General features: G+C 66.7%; 26 protein-coding genes. 7 read left to right on the top strand and 19 right to left on the bottom strand.

Translation table 11 applies throughout. The features are described 5' to 3' along the window. Positions 1-180: 180 nt before the first annotated feature. Both ACT6SE_RS22280 and ACT6SE_RS22275 read left to right on the top strand, forming a co-directional pair. The gene (locus ACT6SE_RS22280) at positions 181-1857 is read left to right on the top strand and encodes an electron transfer flavoprotein-ubiquinone oxidoreductase (RefSeq protein ID WP_041862952.1); all 1677 of its coding nucleotides are present in this window, start codon (positions 181-183) and stop codon (positions 1855-1857) included. Positions 1858-1922: 65 nt separating this feature from the next. Continuing rightward, the gene (locus tag ACT6SE_RS22275) at positions 1923-2324 is read left to right on the top strand and encodes a c-type cytochrome (protein ID WP_014645538.1); all 402 of its coding nucleotides are present in this window, start codon (positions 1923-1925) and stop codon (positions 2322-2324) included. On the opposite strand, the gene ACT6SE_RS22270 is transcribed toward ACT6SE_RS22275, so the two are convergent. Beyond that, positions 2318-5917 (bottom strand): ATP-binding protein, encoded by a 3600-nt coding sequence (locus ACT6SE_RS22270; protein ID WP_444811071.1) that lies wholly within the window; start codon positions 5915-5917, stop codon positions 2318-2320. The two genes, ACT6SE_RS22275 and ACT6SE_RS22270, sit on opposite strands and share 7 nt — an antisense overlap. 75 nt (positions 5918-5992) lie before the next feature. Between ACT6SE_RS22270 and ACT6SE_RS22265 the strand changes: the two genes are divergently transcribed. The 3 genes from ACT6SE_RS22265 (at position 5993) to ACT6SE_RS22255 (ending at position 9879) form a co-directional block, all read left to right on the top strand. Continuing rightward, entirely contained in the window at positions 5993-6631 is a 639-nt protein-coding gene (locus ACT6SE_RS22265) for a response regulator transcription factor (RefSeq protein WP_014035550.1), read from the top strand. Positions 6632-7007: 376 nt separating this feature from the next. Continuing rightward, complete coding sequence (locus tag ACT6SE_RS22260; protein WP_014645535.1) at positions 7008-7778, top strand: hypothetical protein; 771 nt, start codon at positions 7008-7010, stop codon at positions 7776-7778. Positions 7779-7890: 112 nt separating this feature from the next. Then, positions 7891-9879 carry a peptidoglycan-binding protein gene (locus ACT6SE_RS22255; RefSeq protein WP_032959398.1) on the top strand — a complete coding sequence of 663 codons (1989 nt, stop codon included), beginning with the start codon at positions 7891-7893 and terminating at the stop codon, positions 9877-9879. Positions 9880-10166: 287 nt separating this feature from the next. Here ACT6SE_RS22255 and ACT6SE_RS22250 read toward each other — a convergent pair whose 3' ends face one another. From ACT6SE_RS22250 to ACT6SE_RS22165, 18 genes are all read right to left on the bottom strand, one after another. Next, positions 10167-10523 (bottom strand): Mor transcription activator family protein, encoded by a 357-nt coding sequence (locus ACT6SE_RS22250; RefSeq protein WP_046428407.1) that lies wholly within the window; start codon positions 10521-10523, stop codon positions 10167-10169. Further along, positions 10520-10987: a regulatory protein GemA gene (locus ACT6SE_RS22245; protein ID WP_046428405.1), complete on the bottom strand. Its 468-nt coding sequence runs from the start codon at positions 10985-10987 to the stop codon at positions 10520-10522. The genes ACT6SE_RS22250 and ACT6SE_RS22245 overlap by 4 nt, the downstream gene beginning before the upstream one ends. Positions 10988-10990: 3 nt before the next feature. Further along, positions 10991-11893 (bottom strand): recombination-associated protein RdgC, encoded by a 903-nt coding sequence (locus tag ACT6SE_RS22240; protein WP_046428400.1) that lies wholly within the window; start codon positions 11891-11893, stop codon positions 10991-10993. After that, complete coding sequence (locus tag ACT6SE_RS22235; RefSeq protein WP_052728150.1) at positions 11893-12279, bottom strand: DUF2528 family protein; 387 nt, start codon at positions 12277-12279, stop codon at positions 11893-11895. The genes ACT6SE_RS22240 and ACT6SE_RS22235 overlap by 1 nt, the downstream gene beginning before the upstream one ends. Then, entirely contained in the window at positions 12279-12737 is a 459-nt protein-coding gene (locus tag ACT6SE_RS22230) for a hypothetical protein (RefSeq protein WP_414616901.1), read from the bottom strand. Before ACT6SE_RS22230 ends, ACT6SE_RS22235 begins: the two co-directional genes overlap by 1 nt. Next, positions 12734-12925, bottom strand: coding sequence for a hypothetical protein (locus ACT6SE_RS22225; RefSeq protein ID WP_046428395.1), 192 nt, complete (start codon positions 12923-12925; stop codon positions 12734-12736). Before ACT6SE_RS22225 ends, ACT6SE_RS22230 begins: the two co-directional genes overlap by 4 nt. Next, positions 12915-13214 (bottom strand): hypothetical protein, encoded by a 300-nt coding sequence (locus ACT6SE_RS22220; RefSeq protein ID WP_046428392.1) that lies wholly within the window; start codon positions 13212-13214, stop codon positions 12915-12917. Before ACT6SE_RS22220 ends, ACT6SE_RS22225 begins: the two co-directional genes overlap by 11 nt. Next, positions 13207-13830, bottom strand: coding sequence for a DUF3164 family protein (locus ACT6SE_RS22215; protein WP_046428389.1), 624 nt, complete (start codon positions 13828-13830; stop codon positions 13207-13209). Before ACT6SE_RS22215 ends, ACT6SE_RS22220 begins: the two co-directional genes overlap by 8 nt. 250 nt (positions 13831-14080) lie before the next feature. Further along, complete coding sequence (locus ACT6SE_RS22210; protein ID WP_032960487.1) at positions 14081-14563, bottom strand: hypothetical protein; 483 nt, start codon at positions 14561-14563, stop codon at positions 14081-14083. Further along, complete coding sequence (locus ACT6SE_RS22205; RefSeq protein WP_152665601.1) at positions 14560-14868, bottom strand: hypothetical protein; 309 nt, start codon at positions 14866-14868, stop codon at positions 14560-14562. The genes ACT6SE_RS22210 and ACT6SE_RS22205 overlap by 4 nt, the downstream gene beginning before the upstream one ends. Next, positions 14858-15247, bottom strand: coding sequence for a hypothetical protein (locus ACT6SE_RS22200; RefSeq protein WP_046428381.1), 390 nt, complete (start codon positions 15245-15247; stop codon positions 14858-14860). The genes ACT6SE_RS22205 and ACT6SE_RS22200 overlap by 11 nt, the downstream gene beginning before the upstream one ends. Position 15248: 1 nt before the next feature. Next, entirely contained in the window at positions 15249-15554 is a 306-nt protein-coding gene (locus ACT6SE_RS22195; RefSeq protein ID WP_152665600.1) for a hypothetical protein, read from the bottom strand. Then, entirely contained in the window at positions 15554-15796 is a 243-nt protein-coding gene (locus tag ACT6SE_RS22190; RefSeq protein ID WP_046428377.1) for a hypothetical protein, read from the bottom strand. Before ACT6SE_RS22190 ends, ACT6SE_RS22195 begins: the two co-directional genes overlap by 1 nt. Positions 15797-15798: 2 nt before the next feature. Next, positions 15799-16974, bottom strand: a complete 1176-nt coding sequence (locus ACT6SE_RS22185; RefSeq protein ID WP_046428374.1) for an ExeA family protein — start codon at positions 16972-16974, stop codon at positions 15799-15801. After that, the gene (locus ACT6SE_RS22180; RefSeq protein ID WP_444811070.1) at positions 16971-18776 is read right to left on the bottom strand and encodes a hypothetical protein; all 1806 of its coding nucleotides are present in this window, start codon (positions 18774-18776) and stop codon (positions 16971-16973) included. Before ACT6SE_RS22180 ends, ACT6SE_RS22185 begins: the two co-directional genes overlap by 4 nt. Positions 18777-18778: 2 nt before the next feature. Then, positions 18779-19696, bottom strand: a complete 918-nt coding sequence (locus tag ACT6SE_RS22175) for a hypothetical protein (RefSeq protein ID WP_046428371.1) — start codon at positions 19694-19696, stop codon at positions 18779-18781. Positions 19697-19711: 15 nt separating this feature from the next. Next, a complete protein-coding gene (locus ACT6SE_RS22170; protein ID WP_032960500.1) occupies positions 19712-20020 on the bottom strand; it encodes a helix-turn-helix domain-containing protein in 309 nt (102 codons plus the stop codon). Continuing rightward, the gene (locus ACT6SE_RS22165; protein WP_046428369.1) at positions 20017-20229 is read right to left on the bottom strand and encodes a hypothetical protein; all 213 of its coding nucleotides are present in this window, start codon (positions 20227-20229) and stop codon (positions 20017-20019) included. Before ACT6SE_RS22165 ends, ACT6SE_RS22170 begins: the two co-directional genes overlap by 4 nt. Before the next feature lie 98 nt (positions 20230-20327). On the opposite strand from ACT6SE_RS22165, the gene ACT6SE_RS22160 reads away from it, so the two are divergent. Together ACT6SE_RS22160 and ACT6SE_RS22155 are read left to right on the top strand one after the other, a co-directional pair. Beyond that, positions 20328-20786 carry a helix-turn-helix domain-containing protein gene (locus ACT6SE_RS22160; RefSeq protein WP_046428366.1) on the top strand — a complete coding sequence of 153 codons (459 nt, stop codon included), beginning with the start codon at positions 20328-20330 and terminating at the stop codon, positions 20784-20786. Next, positions 20783-21166: a hypothetical protein gene (locus tag ACT6SE_RS22155; RefSeq protein WP_046428363.1), complete on the top strand. Its 384-nt coding sequence runs from the start codon at positions 20783-20785 to the stop codon at positions 21164-21166. The genes ACT6SE_RS22160 and ACT6SE_RS22155 overlap by 4 nt, the downstream gene beginning before the upstream one ends. Positions 21167-21198: the final 32 nt, after the last annotated feature.

The following is a 21198-nucleotide window of genomic DNA, read 5'->3' as shown; positions in this document are numbered from 1 at the left end:
GGGCCACAGCCTTACGCTGCACCGCAGCAATCGTGACGTGAACATCGGCGATCTAGCTCGATCACGCGCGGCCCGGTACCCTGACACATTCAAACAACCGTTTCGCTCGTGGCTGCACGCGCGATTCCCAGGCACCGCCGGTGGCCCCGATGCCGGCCCTACCCACGAGTCATGCAATCGATGAGCGCTGAAGCCAACGCCCTGCCCCCGCGTGAAGTAATGGAATTCGACGTGGTGATCGTCGGCGCCGGCCCCGCCGGCCTGGCCACCGCGATCCGCCTGCGCCAGCGCGCGATCGAAGCCGGCCGCGAGTTGTCGGTGTGCGTGCTGGAGAAGGGGTCCGAACCAGGCGCGCACGTGCTGTCTGGTGCGGTGATGGATCCGCGCGCGCTGACCGAGCTGTTCCCGGACTGGGCCGAGCGCGGCGCACCGCTGAAGCAGAAGGTCACCCGTGACGAATTCCTGTTCCTCAGCGAAACCGGCGCGCGCAGCACGCCCAACGCGCTGCTGCCGGAGTGCTTCCACAACGAAGGCAACTACATCATCAGCCTGGGCGAAGTGACCCGCTGGCTGGCGCAGCAGGCCGAGGCGCTGGAAGTGGCGATCTTCCCCGGCTTCGCCGCAGCCGAGGTGCTGTACGGCGACAACGGTGAAGTGATCGGCGTGGCCACCGGCGACATGGGTATCGAGAAGGATGGCAGCATCGGCCCGGCGTTCGAGCGCGGCATGGCGCTGCAGGCGAAATACACGATCTTCGCCGAAGGCGCGCGCGGCCATCTCGGCCGCCAGTTGATCGCGCGTTACACGCTGGACGAAGGCAAGGACCCGCAGGCCTACGGCATCGGCATCAAGGAGCTGTGGCAGATCGACCCGTCCCGGCATGAGCCGGGTCTGGTGGTTCACGCCGCCGGCTGGCCGCTGGACAGCGACACCTACGGCGGCGCGTTCCTGTACCACGCCGACGGCGGCAAGGTCGCCATCGGCTACGTGGTCGGCCTGGACTACAGGAACCCGTGGCTGAGCCCATTCGAAGAGTTCCAGCGCTTCAAGACCCATCCGTCCATCCGCAAGCATCTGGAAGGCGGTACCCGCATCGGTTACGGCGCGCGTGCGATCACCGCCGGTGGCCTGCTGTCGCTGCCGAAGACGGTGTTCCCGGGCGGTGCACTGGTCGGCTGCGAGGCCGGCTACCTCAACGCCAGCCGCATCAAGGGCAGCCATGCCGCGATCAAGACCGGCATGCTGTGCGCCGACGCCGCGTTCGACGCGCTGGCCGCCGACCGCCAGCACGATGAACTGAGCGCCTACCCGAAGGCGTTCGAAGCCAGCTGGCTGTTCACCGAACTGCAGCAGGCCAAGAACTTCAAGCAGTGGTTCAAGAAGGGCCAGACCGTGGCCACGCTGATGACCGGCGTCGAGCAGTGGCTGCTGCCGAAGCTGGGCGTGCGCAACCCGCCGTGGACCCTGCACCGCACGCAGCCGGATCATGCCTGCCTGGAACCGGCCGCCAAGCACACCCGCATCGCCTACCCGAAGCCGGATGGGGTGCTGACCTTCGACCGCCTCAGCTCGGTGTTCCTGAGCAGCACCAACCACGACGAGAACCAGCCCAGCCACCTGACGCTGAAGGACCCCAGCATTCCGGTGAAGGTGAACCTGGCCGAGTACGCAGGCCCGGAAGCCCGCTATTGCCCGGCCGGTGTGTACGAGTTCGTTGGCGAAGCCGACAACGCGCGCCTGCAGATCAACGCGCAGAACTGCGTGCACTGCAAGACCTGCGACATCAAGGATCCGACCCAGAACATCGTCTGGGTGACCCCGCAGGGCGGCGGCGGCCCGAACTACTCGGGCATGTGATCGCCCCGGGCTGCGACCGTGTGTCGCAGCCCGACCGCTCCACCGCACCGCTATCCTGCCCACCCATGCGTGCCTGCCGCCTGCTCACCGCCGTTGCCGTGGCCCTGCTTGCCACGGCCTGCCAGCGCCCGCCCGCGGTGCCGGCCACGCCCGAACAGGCCCGGCAGCAGGCCATGCAGCGCGCGTTCGAACTGTGTGCCGGCTGCCACACCGTGCAGCCCGGTGGCATCCACCGCTTCGGACCCAACCTGCACGGCGTGATCGGCCGCCGCGCCGGCAGCCTGCCCGACTATGGGTATTCCGACGGCATGCGCCGCGCCGACATCACCTGGACCGCACAGACGCTGGATACCTTCCTGCAGTCACCCACGCACCTGGTGCCGGGCACCCGCATGTACAACGCCTTCCCCAGCGCAGAACGCCGCGCCCTGGTGATCGCCTACCTGCAGCAGCAGTCGGCTCAGTGAGCCAGGCGCTGCAGTTGTTGCTGCAGCCGCGCCACGAACGTCGTTACGGTGGCGAACAACGGCGCCGTATCGGCCTCTGCCGCATCCTGCAGGCGCTCGACCAGGGCATTGGCCTGCTGGGCCAGTGCCGTGGCCCCGATCGCCCCGAGCCCGCCGGCCTGGCGATGCAGGTGCAGCGCCGCAGCCTGGCGGTCGCCAGCCTGCACGGCGCGCTGCACGGCGGCCAGGTCACCCTCGCTGGCCTGCAACAGGCTGTCGCGCAGCTGCTCGGCCACCACGCGCGAGCCGAAGCGCTGCTGCAGGGTGGCCAGATCAGGCAATGCTTCACCGTCGTCGGCGGCAACCTCCGGCACCGGCACCTCGAACGACTGGCCCTGGGCCTGCGGCAGCCAGCGCAGTAGCGCCGCACGCAGCGTGGCCAGCGACAGCGGCTTGGCCAGTACCTCGTCCATGCCGGCCTCGCGGCAGCGGCGCGCATCGTCGTCCAGCACGCTGGCGGTCAGCGCCAGCACCGTCAGCCGCGGCTGGCCGGTACGGCCCTCGCGTTCGCGCAGCAGGCGGGTGAAGCCAAATCCATCGAGTACCGGCATGCGGCAGTCGGTGATCACCAGGTCGAAGCTCTCCGACGACAGGCGATCCAGCGCCTGCTGGCCATCGCCCAGCAGCACATGGGGCACGCCCAGCTGCTGCAGCCGCCACGCCATCATCGCCTGGTTGGTCGGGTGGTCCTCGATCACCAGCACCCGCGCCTGGCGCAGCGCGGCGGGCAGCAGCGCGGACTGGTCCTGCTCGGCCAGCAGTGCCGCCGCGTCCTCGCTGCCGGCCTCCACCAGCGATACCCGCACTTCGGCGCGGGTTCCTTCGCCCAGCGTGCTGTGCAGGGTCAATTCGCCCTGCATCATCTGCACCAGTCGCTGGCAGATGCTCAAGCCCAGGCCAGTGCCGCCGTGGTCACGCTGGATGTAGGCACCGGCCTGCGTAAAGGGCGCGAACAGGTGCTGCAGTTGTTCCGGTGCGATGCCGATGCCGGTGTCGGTAACGCTCAGGCACAGCGGTTGCACGCCGTCTTCGCTGGTCGGCCCCAGCACCTCCAGCTGCAGGCGCACCTCGCCCTGTGCGGTGAACTTGATGGCATTGCTGAGCAGGTTGAACACGATCTGGCGCAGCCGCACGCCGTCCACTTCGTGGGCCGGCGCCAGCTCGGGATCGATCTGCACGTGCAGCGCCAGGCCACGCGCGCTGGCCTGGGCCGACAGCAGGCGGCACACGCTCTCCAGCAGGGGCCGCAGCGGTTGCGGCACCGGTTCCAGGCGCAACGCCCCTGCTTCCAGCCGCGAGTAATCGAGGATGTCATCGAGGATCTGCCGCAGCATCTGGGCCGAATCCTCGATAACGCCGAGGATGCGCTGCTGTTCGCTGTCCAGCGGTGAGTGCGCCAGCACCTCCAGCATCCCCAGCACGCCACTCATCGGCGTGCGGATCTCATGGCTCATCGTGGCCAGGAAGCGCGATTTGGCCTCGGCGGCCTGCTCGGCGTCCGCCTTCGCCGCCGCCAGGGCATCGGCCTGCATCCGCGCTTCGCTCACGTCCACCCAGTAACCGCTCCAGATCACCGCGCCCTCTTCGGCGGCATAGGGGTGGGCCTGGCTGCGCACCCAGCGCACGCCCTCCCCATCGCTGCGCAGGCGGAACTCCAGGATCAATGGGGCGAACTGGCGCGCGGCCTGCTCGATGGAGTGCAGGATGTGCGCGCGGTCCTCTTCCTCGATGCGTTCCAGCAACACCCTCGCATCCTGTTCGGCCTGCTGCCGTGTAATGCCGAACAACGCAGGCAGGTCACCGGCGATGAACGGGAAGCTGAGCGCGCCATCGGCGTCGCGACGCGCCTGATAGACCACTGCAGGCAGGTTGTCGGTCACCTCGGCCAGACGCTGCTCCAGCTGGCGACGTCCTGCCACCTCGCGGCGCAGCCGCCAATGGCCGACGCCATGTACCAGCAGCGCGGTCAGCAGCACCAGCAGCACCGGCACGCCCCACCGCAGCACCTTGTTCCAGTCGACACCGTTGCGGTACTCCACCCCCAGCCAGGCATTGCGCAGGGCCTCGCGCTTGCGTGGGGTCATTTGCAGCAGCAGGCGATCGAAGGTGGTAGCCAGTGCCGCGTGGCGGCGGTCCACAGCCAGCACCAGCTGGTCGTTGAAGCCGGCCGGTGCCGCCACCTGCAGCCGCCCCGGGAAACGGCTGCGCAGCAGGTGATCGACCACGGCAAGGTTGCCAATGTACGCATCGGCGTCGCCAGCGAGCAGGCGCTGCAGCGACTGTTCGGCGCTGCGTGCAGCGATGATCCGCGCCTGCGGTGCCTGCTGCAGCACGTAGCCGCGCACACGCTCCGGGTCGGACAGCAGCACGCGCTTGCCCTGCAGGTCAGCCAGGCCCAGCAGCGACTCGCCATCGCTCCTGACCACAATCACGTTCGGCACGCTGATGAAGGGCTGGCTGAACACCCAGTCCGGGCCCAGGTACCGTGAATCGACAGGAATGCCCATCACCGCCTGCAGCTCACCGCGGCGGGCCTTCTCGCGCACCTCGTACCAGTCGTGGCTGTCCTCGACCTGCAGGTTGGCACCGGCCTGCATCAGGCGCTGCAGGTATTCGCTGGCCAGCCCGCTGGGCCGGCCATCCTCGCCGGTGAACGACAGTGGCGCGGCATTCGGGGCGAAACCGATCTTCAACGGCTGCTCCAGCACGCGCTTCTCGGCCTGGCTCAGCGCCAGCTGCGCCGATGCCGACCAGTGCGGCGGTGGCAGCCATCGTTGTGCGAGGGCATCACGCTGGGCCTGGCTGGTGGCCGCCAGCGCCAGGTCCAGGGCTTCAGCCAGGGGTTGCTTGCTGTTGGGAATGCCGAAGTGCAGCCGTTCAGGGGGCAGGTCGCTGGGCCGCAACAGCGCCACGCCCTGCAGGCGCCGGCTGGCAATCAGCTCGGTGGCGACAAAGGCATTGCCGATGTAGACGTCGGCCTTGTCGTCTCTGACCATCTGCAATGCGCTCAACGTGTCGTTTACGACAAGCTGGCGGGCACGCGGGAATCGGGCGCGCACCTGCGGACCGGTCAGGAAATCCTGCTCGATCACCACCCGCAGACCCTCCAGGTCGGGCATGTCGGAGGCACGCAGGTCGTCCGGCCGGCCCACCAGGGCCAGCGGCGCTTCGCTGTAGGCCGCGGTATAGACCATGCAGCGGGTGCGGTCGGCACTGAGGCCGACATTCATCACCACGTCGATCTCGCCACGACATGCCGCATCCAGCACGGATGTCCAGTCCGGATAGCGGCGCGCCTCGACCTTCATGCCGAGCTGGCGTGCAAGATGCGACAGGTAGTCCGGTCCCAGACCGACCTGCTGGCCGTCACGGAGGGACTCGAAGGGCGGCCAACCGCTGTCATACTGCCCGACAACGATGGTCGGATGCGCCACCAGGTATTCGCGCTGCAACGGGCTGAGCGGCAGCAGCCCAGGGGCCGGCTGTACCTGGGCCACGGGCAGGGCCAGCACCGCCAGCAGCAGGAGCAGCCCGCGAACAGCCCACCTACGCATCTGCGTCGATCTCCTAGAATCCTGCCAGGGACCGCGATGGTCGCGGCCCGGCGTGCCCGATGGCCATACTAGAGCATGAGCTTGCGCATCATCATCGCAGACGATCACCCGGTGGTCCGCATCGGTACCCGCGCCGTCATCGAGTCGAGCGGCGTGGGCCGCGTGGTCGGCGAGGCCGACAGCGCGCAGGCGCTGATGACCCTGCTCGCCAACCAGCCCTGTGACCTGCTGGTCACCGACTACTCCATGCCGGGCAGCCCGCAGGCCGATGGCTTCGCCATGATCGGCATGATCCGCCGCCGGCATCCGGACCTGCCGGTGCTGATGCTCAGCGTCTCCAGCAACCTGGCGATCCTGCGCATGGTGCTCGACAGTGGCGTGCTCGGTCTGGTCGACAAGAGTTCGTCAATGGACGAGCTGCCGCAGGCCATCCAGTCGGTGTACCGCGGCCAGCCCTACATCAGCCGCAGCCTGCGCGAGCGGGTGGACGCGGCCGGCAGCTGGCGCATGCGCGAGGGCGACGGCAAGCCGTTGTCACCACGCGAAGTGGAGGTGCTGCGACTGCTCGGCACCGGCATGACGGTGAAGGAGATTTCGCTGCAGCTGCACAAGAGCGTCAGCACCATCAGCCGGCAGAAGGGCGACGCCATGCTCAAGCTGGGGCTGAAGGGCGACGCCGAATTGTTCGACTACCTGCGTGACGGCAAGATCTGAGACGCACTTCACATCACAGACCCGGCTGCCGCCCCCCCTCTTTGACGGCCTGCGGATCTGTGCCAAGATGGGCAGGCATGAGTTCTCAATGCGAGGTCGAAGGAATCGACCGGCTCATGTCCTCGCTCCCGTCCGTGGTGGATGGGGTGCGGCTTCCTGCCGGCCGTCTGGCCCGGCAACGCTGACCATGGAGAGGCGCATGCAGTCCCCCCCCGAGCTACGTTGGACCCTGCCGTTGCGGCCCCTGCGCGCATTCGCGGCATGCCTGCTCGTCTCTCTTTCCGCTGCCGCCTGCAGCGCCGCCGATCCGGCCCCCTCGTCCTCCCAGCCTGCGCCTGCGCAGGCTGCCAAAGCGCCCCGACAGGATGTTGCCCCGATGCAGAACCCCTCCCCCGATGCCGCCGTCACCCCGCCCGACGCGCCGACCGTGATGTATTTCATCTACCAGGTGGATGGCGACGGTGCGACGTCCTATGAGGTCCAGAACGGCAGCGTGGCGACCTTCTGGTTCGGCCACCGCTTCACCCTGGACGGCACCACCTACTACACCGGCTTTTCCTGGGATACCCGCGAGCATTACGGCAAGCCGGGCGAACAGCAGCCGGCCGGCCCCGACGACCGCGCCAATCTGGCCGAGGCCACCTTCGTACTGGCCGGCGGCGACGCGAAGAAGCCGTGGAAGTTCCGCGGCCAGGAATGGACCATCGGTGCGCTCGGCGCCTACGACAAGGCCGACGACGTCGATACCCGGCGCAAGCCGATCGAACACCGCACCGCCGACGGCCGCCTGCTGCTGGCGGTGCCGACCAGCAGCTTCGACCGCGGCATCAGCAGCAGCGGCTACGCCCTGCTGCTGTTCAACCCCAAGCGCAGCGAGGACGACCTGGACAGCAAGGTCTGGCGCTACGTCGGCTCGGTGCGCACCGGCGAAGACAACAGCGCGGCCTGCGACGACGGCAACGTGATGCCGTGCACCGACAGCGATGGCGAACTGGCCTTCGTGGCCGATGGCAACGGCCTGCCGCAGCTGACCGTGACCTTCAAGGGCACCACCATCGAAGCCCCGGGCAAGACCCGCGCGCTGGGTGCCGGCGACACCGTGCACTACCGCTTCGACAGCAAGGCCCAGCAGTACATCGCGCCCTGATTTCCATCCGCCGCAGGCGGGTTACCTGTTGACCGACATGTTCTTGACTCACGGATGAGTCCGGTTGGCGATTCGCGGCATCGGCCGCTCCATCAACCCCGAGGAAAACGTCATGGCACAGCATGACTACAGCAAAAAGGAAGTCCTGGACATCGTCGAGCAGGTCGCCCGGCAGAAGGGCATCCCGGTCGATGACTTCATGCGCTTCGCGCACATCGAGACCGGCGGCACCTTCAACGAGCGCGCCCACAACACCTCGACCGGCGCCAAAGGCCTGTTCCAGTTCGTGCCCGGCTCGGCCCGCCAATACCACCTGACCGGCCACGAATTCGACCCGACCCGCAACACCGAAGCCGCCGCGCAGATGTACCAGGACAACCTGGGCTCGATGGCGCGCCGCAATGAGCGCACCGGCCACCCGTACCTGTCCGGCGGCGACACGCCGACCGGCCTGGACCTGTACCTGGCCCACCAGCAGGGCAGCGCCGGCTATGGCTCGGTGCAGACCGCGATCGCCACCGGCACCTTCGGCGTGGTCCGCAACGGCCATGGCGAAGAGATCAACATGCGCCGCAACGTGCTCAACCAGATCGGGTCCGATGCCAAGGCGCTGACCGGCCACACCCTGGCCGAAATGCGTGGCATGAACGACGGCGACCTGGCGCGGACCTTCTCCAGCTACTACATCCACAAGTACGCAGCGATCAGCATCCCGGAAAAGCACATCACGCCGCAGACCGTGGCACCGGGCCAGGCCCAGGCTCCAGGCACACCTGCGCAGACCGCCGCAGTGGGTGCCGCTGCGGCCACGCTGGCGGCGACCGCAACGGCTCCTGCTGCGCCGAAGCCGGGCATCGAACTGCACGCCGCGTACGACGCTGGCGTGAAGTACGACGATGTGAAGTACGCCATCAACATCCCGGGCCACGCGCTGTACGTGCCGGGCAAGACCGGCAAGAACGTGGACCAGGGCTACATCGATTGCTCCGGCTGGGTCGGCACCCTGCAGAACCGGACCATGGACGAGATCAACCAGAAGGCCGGGCACGCTGTCTTCAGCAAGGCCGACCGCATCGACCTGGGCAACCTCGGTTCCGGCGGCATCGTGCACAAGGCCGTCGAACAGTCCGGCGTGCTGCTCGAGCGCGACGCCATCCTCAAGCCCGGTGCGCTGAAGGAAGGCATGGTCATCGGCCTGGATACGGCCAGGACCCGCCACGAGCACTGGAATGGCATCGACCACATCGTGATGGTGGTGCGCGACCCGAATACCGACAAGCTGCTGATCAGCCAGTCCACCGGCAGCAAGGGCGTGCACACCATGCCGGTGGAGGATTACCTCAAGCAGGTGAAGGACCACCCGCACTGGAAGCTGTTCGCGTCGGACCCGTTGTCCAAGGCGCGCGACCTGCTGGAAAGCCGCACCCAATCGCATGAGCAGACCCAGGGCAAGCCTGCGGCCGAACACAAGGCCGCTGCCGCCCCGCACGCCGAGCTGTACAAGCCGGGCGCGCACAGCGAGGGCGTGCGCAAGGTGCAGGAGCAGCTGGGCCACCTCGGCTATGCCGGGGCCGACGGCAAGCCGCTGGCCGAGGACGGCCGCTTCGGCCGCAATACCGAAGCGGCGGTACGCCAGCTGCAGAAGGACAACGGGCTGGTTGCCGACGGCATCGTCGGTGCAAAGACGCTGGATGCGATCAAGGAGGCCCGCGAGCGCCCGCTGCTGAACGACGAGCGGCACCCGCGCAATCCGATGTACCTGCAGGCCACCGAAGGCCTGGAGCGGATGCCGGCGGGCACCTTCAAGGACCGCCACGCGCTGGAAAGCGCCGCAGCGGCCCTGACCAGGGAGGCGCATGCCGCCGGCCTGCAGCGCATCGACGCGGTGGTGCCCAGCCCGAACGGTGAGCGCCTGTTCGCCGTGCAGGGCACGGTCGGTGACCCGGCGGCCAGCCGCGTTGCGGTGGAAACCCGCACCGCCAGCGAGCAGAGCATGGCGCTCAGCAGCGGCGCGGTGCAGGGCGCGCCGAACGTGCTGCACCAGCAGCAGGACGCGCAGCAGGAACAGACCCGCCAGGCGCAGAAGGCCATGGGCGTCTGAGCCCGCAGCGCCTTGCAGACCGGGAGGGGCCGCGCCATGCGCGGCCCTTTCCCTTTCTGCCAGCTGAGCGGTAAAAGCCACTTTCAGCCTTGCTTCATGCCGCCTGCCGCTAGATGAATGCGCAAGCCGCCCGGTAGGCCAGGCAATGTTCCGGCAATGTTGGAACGCCAGCTGTGCAGGGGTGAGATATATCAGGGGGGAGGCTGCGATATCTAGCCGGAAGACCCCGGAAGATGGCGGAAGTTGAAAGCCCGCCTCGCAAAGAGATTGCACTACGTGCAATTGGCTCAGGGAGCGAAAAGCCCCATCTGGCGGAGGTCGCGATCGCGCAGCTCGGCGCGTCGGATCAGCTTGCGGATGCCACGTTCAGTCATGTCGTACTTCCTGGCCAGCTCCGCGTAGGAGGCCCCGTCGCGGTGGGCGGCCAGTATCTCACGCTCTCGCTGGCTCAGCTTGAAGGCGTGATTCTTGGGGAACGAAAGCACCTGGCCGGACCAGTTCTCGGCCAGCCGGTCAGCAACCGCTGCCCCCACCTGGTCGGCGCGGTCCTGGTCGAGCCCCAGCTCCCTGGCGACGTCAGCCGCCTGGGCGGCGGCATCGGCCAAAAGCTCACTGCGGCGCGCTTCCATCAGGTTCCTGCTCATGGGACGTCCTTCGGTACAGCATGTGCGCGACGGTTCGCATCGTACTGGAGAGCGGCGATCACCTTCTGCAGCTGCTCCTTGTTGCACCACTCGATGCGGGTGACCTTGCACATGCGCAATGCCAGGCTGTGGGCGTAGGCCCAAGGCCGGCCGGCGTCGGCGAGGAGTGCCTCAACCTTGGCCAGCTGAGGAGCCAGATCGCCCTTGGGACGCCCGGCCCAGCGCTCGGCGGCACGGGCCGCGCGCGCCGGCATGCCACCCAGGCGGCGCAGTTCATTGGCGATCGCGTCCAGCTGGCGCTGGTCGCAGCTGCCAGCGCTACGCTGCGGCTGGCCGCTCTGGCCGGACACGCGCTGCACCAGGTCGCGGTAGACGTCCTCGGCCAGGCCGAGCGCCTTGGCAGCGGCATGGATGGCCGCCAAGGTGCGCTTGCGGCGATCGGTTGGCGGACGGCTGCGGGCCATTGCTCAGGCCTCCTCTTCCAGTTGGAAGGTGAGCTGCAGTACGTCGAACAGCCTGCTGAGCTGGCCGGCCTGCAGCGCGAAGCGGGCGTCCAGTTCCTGCCGTTGCTCCTCCTCGGCCAGTTCTGCCAATGAGTCAAGGGCGCCGTCGAGGAACTTGAGCTTCCGGATGACCAGGTCGTCGCTGATCACGAAGGACAGGGTGTCCTCCATGACCAAAGCCAGCCGATAGACCTGCTTCCCTGCCTCAAGATGCTTTTCCACCTCATCGCAGCGCAGTTCCTGGTGCTGGCAGCGGATGGTGGCACCGCCTTCGACCGGGTCGCGGAGCTCACATTCCTCGCCCAAGGACAGACCGGCCGGGAGCTGCTCGCCAGCGACCCAGCCGGTCATCACGGAACGCGGGGCGACCGCAGCGCGGAGCCTACTGGCCGGGAAGCTCCCAAGCAGGCTCCTCACTTCTGACACGGCGTCGCTCGCGACCGTGCTGCTGCTGGTGTCTACGAATGCAATGCCCCGCTGGGTATCCACGAACATGTCCACGCGAGCCGACTTGACCAGGGCGCGAGGCAGCAGCTCATGCAGCAGGTCGTCCTTCATACGCCGCCGCTCGCGGCCACCTGGACGCCGGCCCTGCGCTTCCAGCGCCTGCAGCCTGGTCTCCAGCATCTCATTGACGCTCGCGGCCGGAATGATCTTGGTCTCCGTGCCGATCGCCAGCCAGAGGAACGCGCCGAAGCGGTTCGACAACACCGCTCCGCTCTCACGCCCATACGGAGAAATGAACCCGCGAGACGACAGTTCCAGCGACCCCACCGGCTGCAGCTGGGACAGCGGCAGCAGCTTCTCCACCTGCGACCAGTCGATCACCGGTGAGAACTGGAACATCGTGACGTTCCGGATGAACATCAGACCTCCAGCTCCGTGACGCGCAGAAGCTCCGAATCGAGATCCGGTCGGCCGTCGAAGTCAGCAAGGCGAATGGCACCGTTTGCCCCACACCAGCCTTCCAACTCGTCGAATTCCTTCTGCATGCCTACGACGTTGAGGCTCTGGTTCACGTCGAGAACCCAGCCTAGGAACTCAGCGGCCGCCATCTTGATGACGGCCATGACTACGTCACCATCAGCCGCTTCTAGGCGCTCTTCGGCCCCAGTCCAGAACTTGTTCAGCTGCGTGGCCAATTCGGTGGTCAGGACGCGGTGGTCGACACTGAGGGTGACCTCAGCATCGCCCCAGTCCTGCTCCACCCTATAGCGGCGGATGCCTTGGCAGCGGCTGGTTTGCGCAGACATCAGTTCTTCTCCTTCAACAGTTGGGCCTGGGCGGCGGAAAGGGCGGTCTGCCAGGCGGGAACCTCTTCACCCAGCGAATCGAGCAGTCGGCGGATACCCGGCCGGGAGCCGGCGACGATCCGGCCGCCGTCTCGGACGACCGCGATGACCTGGGTCTTCCTGGTCAGCGGATCGCGGCGAGCCGGAGCGTCGGCCATCCCACCCCACCGCAGGCCCTTCGGCACCTGGGCGCACCAGGCGAGCCAGTGGCCGAGCGCGTCCCCCTTCGCGGCCTGGTCGGCCGCTTCGGGGACGCCGGGCACCAGCAGGCAGCCCTGGCTCTCGCCCTGACCGTGGCGGGCGCGGGCGCTGACGACCTTGTGCAGCTGCGCGGCATCGCCGCTGGCAACGAGGATTGCGTTTTCCGGCAGGTGTTCGCCGAACTCGATCACGCCGGTGGCCCAGCAGTAAGCGATCACGCAGCCACCCCCGGCGCCTGCAGGCGCTCGATAAAGGAGTACTCGATGCCACAGCCGCCATCCTGCTCCTGGCAGATCACATACAGCACCAGTTGCTCAGGATCGTTTTCGACCGTGGCGAGGCTCGCGAACAGCGCGGCGACGCCGCAGCTGGGGCAGCACGTGGAAAGTCGCTGTTCACCGTTCATCGGAATGCTCCTTGTCGAAGAACTGGACCAGGGTTGGCGCGTCGATTCGCCGCTTCATGTCCCAGGGGAACGCAGCGGCTCCGCGACGCTCGATATAGGCGATCGCGTTGTTGACGCGCTGCAGGTCCGCCGGGGAATTGGCGCCCTGGCGCGTGTCGAACATCGGATGGCCGTTCTCGTCGCGCTGCTCGTAGGCGAACAGCTCGACCTCGGAACGCACGGTGGCGTCGGCAATGTCGCTGGCCAGCACCGCCAGGTAGCAGGCGTCGTGGAGGGCATGGTTAGACATGCTTCACCGCCGCAATATCCAGGCTGATGGGCTGGTACTGCCCCTGTGCATCGCGCTCGTAGAAGCGCACATAGGTCTTGCTGCCCACCACGGTCACTGCATCGCTGATCGCCGCCATCGCCTGCGTCCAGCGCGGATCGTCGAACTTCAGCCGGCGCAGGGACAGCACTTCACCGGTCTTGATACTGCCATCGTTGTCGACGCGGAAAGCGTTGTTCACCAGGGTGCGTAGCTCGGCGCGCGAGCCCTCGGTCCAGTCGTTGAGGCACTCATCAATCAGAGCCTTGGCCGCCTGCAGACGTTCGTCGAACTGGATCGAATCCTGCACAGCGCGAACGATCTTGAAGCGCCCGTCGTAGCTCATCAGGGTGACGTTGCCCTTGTCGCCGCCGATGCGGGCGCCGTACTGCTCAGCACTGAGCTGGACGAACGCCGCGATATCGCCGAAGGCGCTGGCCCTGAAGTCGATCAGCAGCTGCTGCAGCTTCTTTGCGTTATCGCTCAGATCGGCGACCAGCTGGTCGCGGGCAAGATCGATCGCCGCAATCTGGTTCTCCTGAACGAGGCGGCCCTTGCGATCCTCGCGGTAGCCTTCGGGAATGGTGCTGGTGGTCATTGGGTGCCTCCTTGGACGGCGGAATCGGTATGCAGGTACATGGGGCGAAGCTGCTCAGGGACGCCCTCGACGTGGACGGGGCTGACAGCTGTGAACCAATCGGCTCGCCATCGGCGAGCAGCGTCGAGGGAAATGCCGAGCAGACGCGCGATGCGCAGCGGCGTCAGGGAGCGCTGGTCCTGCGCCTTGGCCCACAAGGCAAACCGCATCGCCCGCAGGTGGTCGTATCGCTGGCGGCCAGTGCGAGCCATCACTCCACCCCGCCGAGGATTCGGTCAAAGTGCGAATGCAGGGAATCCACGATGCGCCCGCCCAGGTACGGCGGCAGCTCGCCCTCGCGCTCCTCCTGTGACAAGCATGGCGTGCCGACCGAAGGCAGCAGCGGTCCTTCGTTGATCGCCGGGCCGATGTACTGCTGAGCGCCCTGTGTGCGGCGCTCGCCATCGCAGCGCTTCGGCGCGCTGCTGGCCATCTTTGCGTGCTGAGCCTGGGCGGCGGCCAACTGTCTCGGGTCGATCTTCCAGTCCTGGTTCAGGCGGTAGCGCCTGGCCAGTCGGCCGCCGACATGCTCGACCATGCCGCACTGGACTGCTTTGGTCAGGGCGTGCTGAACGTAGCCGCGGTACTCAAAACCGTGGGCCATGACGCCGTCGATCAGCGTGCGTGAATCGAGGATGCTGGTGCCCAGCACGGAGGCGAACGCCGCCTGCAGGCGGATGCTCGGCGCGGTCACAGCACCACCTCGCGGCTTTCGAAGGTGTCGCGCCTGGAGCGGATGGTGACGACCACCGGTGGACGCTCGGTCCATTCCAGCTGCAGGCCCTGGTACTCCGCCGCCAGCACGCGATCGCGGCCGCCACTGCCATTGGGGCTCCAGCGCTTGAGATGGCCTTCAATGTCAGCCGGCGGCTGGGTGATGATCAGCACCGGGCGGCGCCCGTTGCTGTAATGGGCCAGCACGTCGATGCCGGCGTTTTCCAGTTCGCGCGCGGTGTTGGCGGCAGCGAAAAGCATGTCAGAGCTACGATCAACGTTCATCGTTGGTGTCCTCGTCGGTGATGGGCTTGGTCAGCCCGAGTTGTCCGTACAGATCCGGCAGGGCTACGCGCTTCATGGCGCACACCTGCTGCAGGGAGGTCATGGCGCGACCGGTCAGGTACTCGCAGCACCGGTCCAGTTCTTCCGCGCTGGCGGCCAAGTGATAGCCGTTCGCTGGGTGGGCGCAGATGGGATGCCCATCGCGACGCAGCTTCTCGATGATCTGGCGCAGCCGCCGCTCGTCGGTGGTGTTGAAGCGCTGCGTGACGGCGTGCACCAGGTCGCGGGCGGTGATGCCGTTGACGGCACCACGGCGGCCCTGCAGCTCCGCCAGCACCGCCTCGGGGGACAGCTCTTGCGGTAGCAGGGCCAGCTGCATGTCAGTCGGCCCCCCTATCGATGCCAGCAGCGATGGCCAGGTCGAGGATCTCGTCCAGTTCCAACAGCCAGCGCTTGTCGGTGGCGTGCGAAATCACCATCACACCGCTGTGAATCCAGACCTCGACCGTGTAATCACGCCTGGTCTCAGGATCCTGGACCTGTACCGTTCCCACACGCGACGCGGTTGGGAACAGAGGTGCATGCACCAGCGCCCCAATGGCTTTCCTCCGCTGAGGATGCTTAGCGCTGTGGTGCTGGCGATTCCGCAACTGGCCAAGGCAGCGTTTTAGGGTGGGCACGGCCATCATTCCTCCTCGTCCTGGTCGTCATCGCGGAGCTGATCGATAAGGGCGCGCAGCTGCTGCTGGGACAGGCCGGCCAGGCAGGTGTCCATGCTCTGGCCGTCCCGCCATTCGATGCCTGCGCGGCGGAAGATGTCGCGGTGCATGACCGTCACCTGGCGATGCGGCAGCTCCGCATCCCGCAGCACCTGGACAGCAAACCCGCGCAAGTACTGAGTGCCTTCGGCGGTGGAAGCGATCGCCATGCTCAGACCCCCCGGACCACGTCGGCGGTGACGGTCGGCACGCCCAGGTTGGCCGCACGGTTCATGGCTGCTGCCAGGGTGTTCTGGACCGCCAGCGGATACAGCAGCGTTCCCGTACCGCGTGGCGGCACCAGCTTCACCCGCAGCGCCTCGATCGCAGAGCGATCCATGATCTTCTCCAGCGGCACACTCAGCTGGCGGAAGCGGTGCGCGAGGTAGTTCTCCAGCTCACCGTCGAGCGCGGGCAGGTGCATGATTTCAATGCGCTGCACGACCTCCCGCACTTCCGGGTTGTGTTCGGAAAGCTTGTCGCCCAGCTCGGGCTGGCCGATCAGGATCACCGACAGCAGCGGGCGCAGGCCGTCCTTCAATTCACGGAAGCGCTTGAGGTGCTTGAGCGTGGGCAACGGCAGGCTGTGCGCCTCTTCGATCACCAGCACGTGGCTGTGGCCAGCGCGGGCGCTATCGCGCAGGCTTTCGTGCAGCTGGCGGAAGCGGGCCTCCGGGCTGCTCTTCGGCTTGGCCAGCGGCGACACCGCTGCCATGATCGCCTCGGCGATGTGGTGGCTGCGAAGGGTCTTGCCGACACTGTCGCTGCCCTCGCTGGCCAGCACATAGGGCTGGATCACGATGACAGCCTGCTCCTCGCGCTGGATGCGATCGACCATGTCTTCGCGCAGGGTCGACTTGCCTGCACCGCTCTCGCCGATCACGGCAGCGAAACCGCCATTGCGGGCGATCTGATACATGCTCTCGCGCACGTACCGGATATCCGGGGACAGGAAGACCTCGTCGTGGCTGGCGGGGTCGGCGAAAGGGTTGCCCGGCAGGCCGAAGTGCCTACGGGCCTGTGGGGTCAGTGCCTGGTATCGCAGTAGCATAGGGTCTTCCTCGTCGTTGATTTCGGTAGCGGTATCGGGGTCTTGCGGTGGGGAAACCGGGGCCGGCGTGTTAGCGCACGCCGGCTCCTCTTTCAGGTGCCAGTCGACGGCCGGGGCGCCGCTTTCCAGCAGGAACACAGAGATGGCGGACCGGACTCGGGGCTGGTCGCAGCCAGTCGGCAGCACGCCGTGGTTGATCAAGGCATTCAGGGCCGGGCGGCTGAGGGATACCGCCTTTGCCAGCGTCCCCTGCTTGATGCCGGCGCGGGCGAGGATCGATTTCAGACGCAGCGTCACGCGGCACCTCCGTTGATGACGCGCAGGCCGCCACGTTCGGGTTCGACCAGGGCGATCGCCCAGGCCTCGACCTCATGCACCGGCAGACCCTCGGGCCAGCGTTGGCTGGTGCGTGCATACATTTCCGGTGACCAGGTATTGCCCGACCGCTCGACCAGCGGCTTGAGGCGCATGGCGGCCTCAACGTGGTTGAGCGCGGGTAGCTCGGCCCGGACCACCTCGGGCTCGATGCGCTGAGCTGCCAGCACCTGGGGCGCGTCCAGCTCGGCCAGGGTTCCCGATCGCGGCAGGCTGGGAGCGACATTCGCCTCGCGAATGTGCTTCATCGGGTCGACCTTGCCGCCGAACGGCACGCGGCGGGCCTTGCGCGCGGCGATCGCCTCGGCGTCGCTCTTGACCTCCATCGCCAGGCGATCCAGTTCCTTTCGCGCCGCGTCCGCCGGCGTCTCGGGCGCGGCCCGATACTCAGTGCCAACCTGGGCAGCGGTATCGAGGAAGCCCCAGTCGTCGTGCTGCAGGCGCGGTGCAACGAAGTGAATCGGCGCACTGTCCTGTTCGCCCGGCATCAGCACACGCACGCTGTTGTCCGGCTCCAGCGCGTTGACCACCACGTCCACGCGCTGGCCGTTGATGAGGCCCGGAATGCCACGCACGTCGTACTGCTTGCCACGGAAGCGGATGATGCAGTCACGCACCGTGCATGGCTTCGGCGTGCTGGTAGCCAGCTGCCGTAGTACCTGGACATCCGGAGCAATGCGCAGCTGGTCCGGGGTGATGCGCAGCCATCCATCGCGCCTGGTCATGCCAGTGCGGGTGTGGATGCGGGTTGCGTTATACGCCCGCGCCCACTGCTGGGCCAGGGTGTTCATCTCCTCCAGGCTGGTGACCGGCGACCTGGCCTTGAGCATCGCTTCGAAGTGGGTCTCGATCAGGTAGTTCGCGTTCTCCACCTGGCCCTTTGCACGGGCATTGCCGACCTCGTTGATGATCACTTCGATGCCGCAGGCTGACAGGAAGCTGCGCGTCGTCGCCGCAACCATCGCACTGCCGGGGTCCATCATCAGCAGCTTCGGGATACCGTGCATCGTGCCCATCTCGCGCCGCGTCATCGCGTGGATCAGGGCCGACAGCAGATTGGCGCTGCTCTCGGCACCCAGCACGTAGAACACCTCGATCGCACCGCTCGCGTGGTCGGTGATCGCATAACGCCACAAGCGGTTCTCGGCGATCTTGGTGAAGTTCTCCGGCTTGCCGCGATAGAAGCGGCGCTTGTCCATCACCTCGGTGCCATTCGCTGCCAGGTAGAACTGGCGGCTCACCGAGGCGTCGATCTGCCAGAGGTGATTCGGATGCGGCGATGCCAGGCGTGCAGCCGGAGTCGGTGCAGCCAGCTGGTCGCGATGGAAGCCGTAAGCGCGAATGGCGCGGCAGATTGAGGACACGCTCAACGGCACCAGTTCGCCGGTGGACTTGTCGACGCGCAGCGCTTCGATGCGGTCATTTGCGCGCAGAATCTCCACGGCGTCCTCGACCGGCAGGGTGCCGGTGCCGGTGAGGCGCCGGGTCTCTTCGACCAGGGCGGCGATGGCGGCGGCTTCGTCGCGTGTGAGCGCGAGTTCACCGGCATCCGATCGCTTCTTGCGGGGCTTGATGCCGCCCGTCGCCTGCTGCAGGCGACGGTAGGCGGTCTGAACCGAGCAACCCATCTGCTCGGCCAGCTCGGCCGCGATGCGGCTCTTGCTACCGTGCGGCGCCGCCAGCAGTTTGCCGGCCGCCGCTTGGATGAGGGCTTCGGCGGACATGCTTAGGCCTCCGAGCCGTCATGTACCAGCGGCAGGGAGAGCGGCAGCTCCTCGTCGTCACGCACGGTGCGCACCGCATTGAGCAGGCGGCCGATGGTGTCGCTGAGGAAGACCGCTGCGTCGGTGTCCTGATCGGTCTCGGAGGCGTGCGTGGCGAGTGTGCGGAACGCCGCCATCAGCCCGGCCTTTCCATTGCCCAGCGCGGCCAGGACGGCCTGCTCGGCCTCGGTGACGGCCTGCTTGAGGATGATCAGCTGTTGATCGGCATCGGCGGTCTTCCAGCGCCGCTGCGCCTTGGTCGTCTTCTCATGTTCCCTGTTCAGGTCATCGGACAACTTGCTGATTCGTTGGTCTTTTGCCTCGATATCAGCACGAGCGTTGCGGACGGCCTCGCGCAGTTCGCGCACGGACATGTTGCCGACGTCATCGAGTTCCAGTTCGCCGGTCTCACCGGTCTCCGCCAGCTCCTTGAACTGCTCCTCCGGCAGCGAAAGCAGCTCGATGAGCTTGCTCTCGCTCTTGATCGCGGTGACCAATTGCGTCGACGTCGACGCATTCGGCAAGGCAGCAACACGCCGGGCCGCTTCCATCATCCGCTGTGCCTGACGCGGTTCCATGCCCAAGCGCTGCAGCATTCCCGCCCACTCTCCGTGGACGCTGCACTCGCGAGCCACCAGCAGGTAGCTGCCAGCGCGCAGGAAAGCTTCGCACCCGCGATGCAGCTCGCGGCGGATCGCCGCTTCGTAGTGGTCCGGGTGCCATGCAAGACCCTCGCCGAACTGTTCAACCAGCGCAAGCTGGCGCTCACGCATCTGCTCCATCTGTGCCGCGTCATTGGCGTCGGTCTTGCCAATGAACTCCGGTCCCACTACCTCGGCCTGTGCGACTGCCTTGCGGCCTGCGGTGTCTTTCTTGGTCATTGCTGTCCTCGTCGATCAGTTGGGGTTGCGGGAATAGCGCTGCTCGGTCTCTTCCAGGCGTTGGCGCACACGCGCCAGCTCCTGTTCGTGAGCGCGAGCCAGCTGGATCAGTCGGGGGGAAAGGCGCCAGTACTCATCGCGGCCGGCGATGCGCTCTGCGATGCCTTCGTCGGCCAGTACCTCCAGGTCACGCAGGACCGTCGAAGGCGTTGCCTTGATCGAATCGGCCAACTGCTTGAGGCGCAGCCCGTCGAAGGCGTGCCCCTGCAGGGCGAAGATCAGGCGCAACGCCCGCCGCACGGGTTGCTGTGCCGGGGCGTTCATGCCTGCACCCGGTCGATGCAGGCCGCCTTCACGATCCGGCTGCGCATCGCGCGGCCCTTCGGGCCGTTCCAGGTGCCAAGCAATGCGGCACGTGCGTTGGTCACAGTGGTGCCGTTGGCACGGCACCACTCGGTCAGGGTCTTGCCCTGCAGTACGAAGCCGGCGCGCACACGTTTGTGAAGATCAAGGCCGGGGTCAGTGGAACGCATTGGGTTATCCTTCGGTTCTTATTGCCGGGGTGTAAAAGGGCCGTTGACGACTCCGGAACAATCCTAAGTGTAAAAAGTACACCTTGCAAGGGGTTCGTGTGGTTTCTTCACTCATCCGCCAGATCATGGAAGACGGGGGATTCAGGCAGGTCGACCTGGCTGAAAGGCTTGGTATATCTATCGATCGCGTAAAGAACCTGACCTCGGGGCGGGTCAAGAAGCTGTCTTCGGATGAAATGCGTGGCTTGGTGGAAAAACTACACGTGCGCGCCGAGTACCTCGCCACGGGCAGCGGCCCGGTGTTCGCGCAACCAGCAGAGGTCGAGCTGGGCCGGCGAATGAAGCTGCTTTCGGATGCGTCACAGAAGGCGTCAACGCTGGACCTTCCTGAGAGCTACCAGGCGCTCGTTCGCGACATCCTGGTCGGCGCGGCGCTGGGGCAGTCGGACCTGCTGCAGTCCACCATCGACGGGTTCGTTCACGAAGTCCGATCCACCCCGGAGGAGTCCTCCGTCGCCGTCAAAGCCCGCAAGACGACAAGGAGAAAGTCACCATGAAGAAGCTCTATTTCGCTCTCATCGCACTGCTGCTACTGACCGCCGCGAAGGCGACCATTGGGCAGGAGTTCAACGCCGCCAACCTCGCTCAGTTGGAAGTTGGAAAGACTACGCTCGCCGAAACGGTCGCGCTGCTCGGTGCCGAGCCGCAGAGTTCGACCGTGGGCAAAAGCGGAGCCATCGGGTACCTCTGGCAGCACGTCCAGTCGAAGTCCAGTGTTTGGACGGGGCGTTCCGATACACAGATCAAGCACGTGATGCTGGTTTTCAACACGGATGGAACCTTCCAGCGCATCCTGCAACTGCGCGGCATCGATCTTGATCCGGAGGCGCGAAAGCGATTGATGGAACAACCTGCGGCGCTGCACGCCGCGAAATGACTGAAGGCCACCTCCGGGTGGCCTTCTTCGTT

Origin of the sequence: Stenotrophomonas sp. LC732, from assembly GCF_052446685.1 — a bacterium.
Lineage (GTDB): Bacteria > Pseudomonadota > Gammaproteobacteria > Xanthomonadales > Xanthomonadaceae > Stenotrophomonas > Stenotrophomonas muris.
Note: the sequence above shows the minus strand (reverse complement) of the source record. Positions and strands in the feature narration are given on the sequence as shown.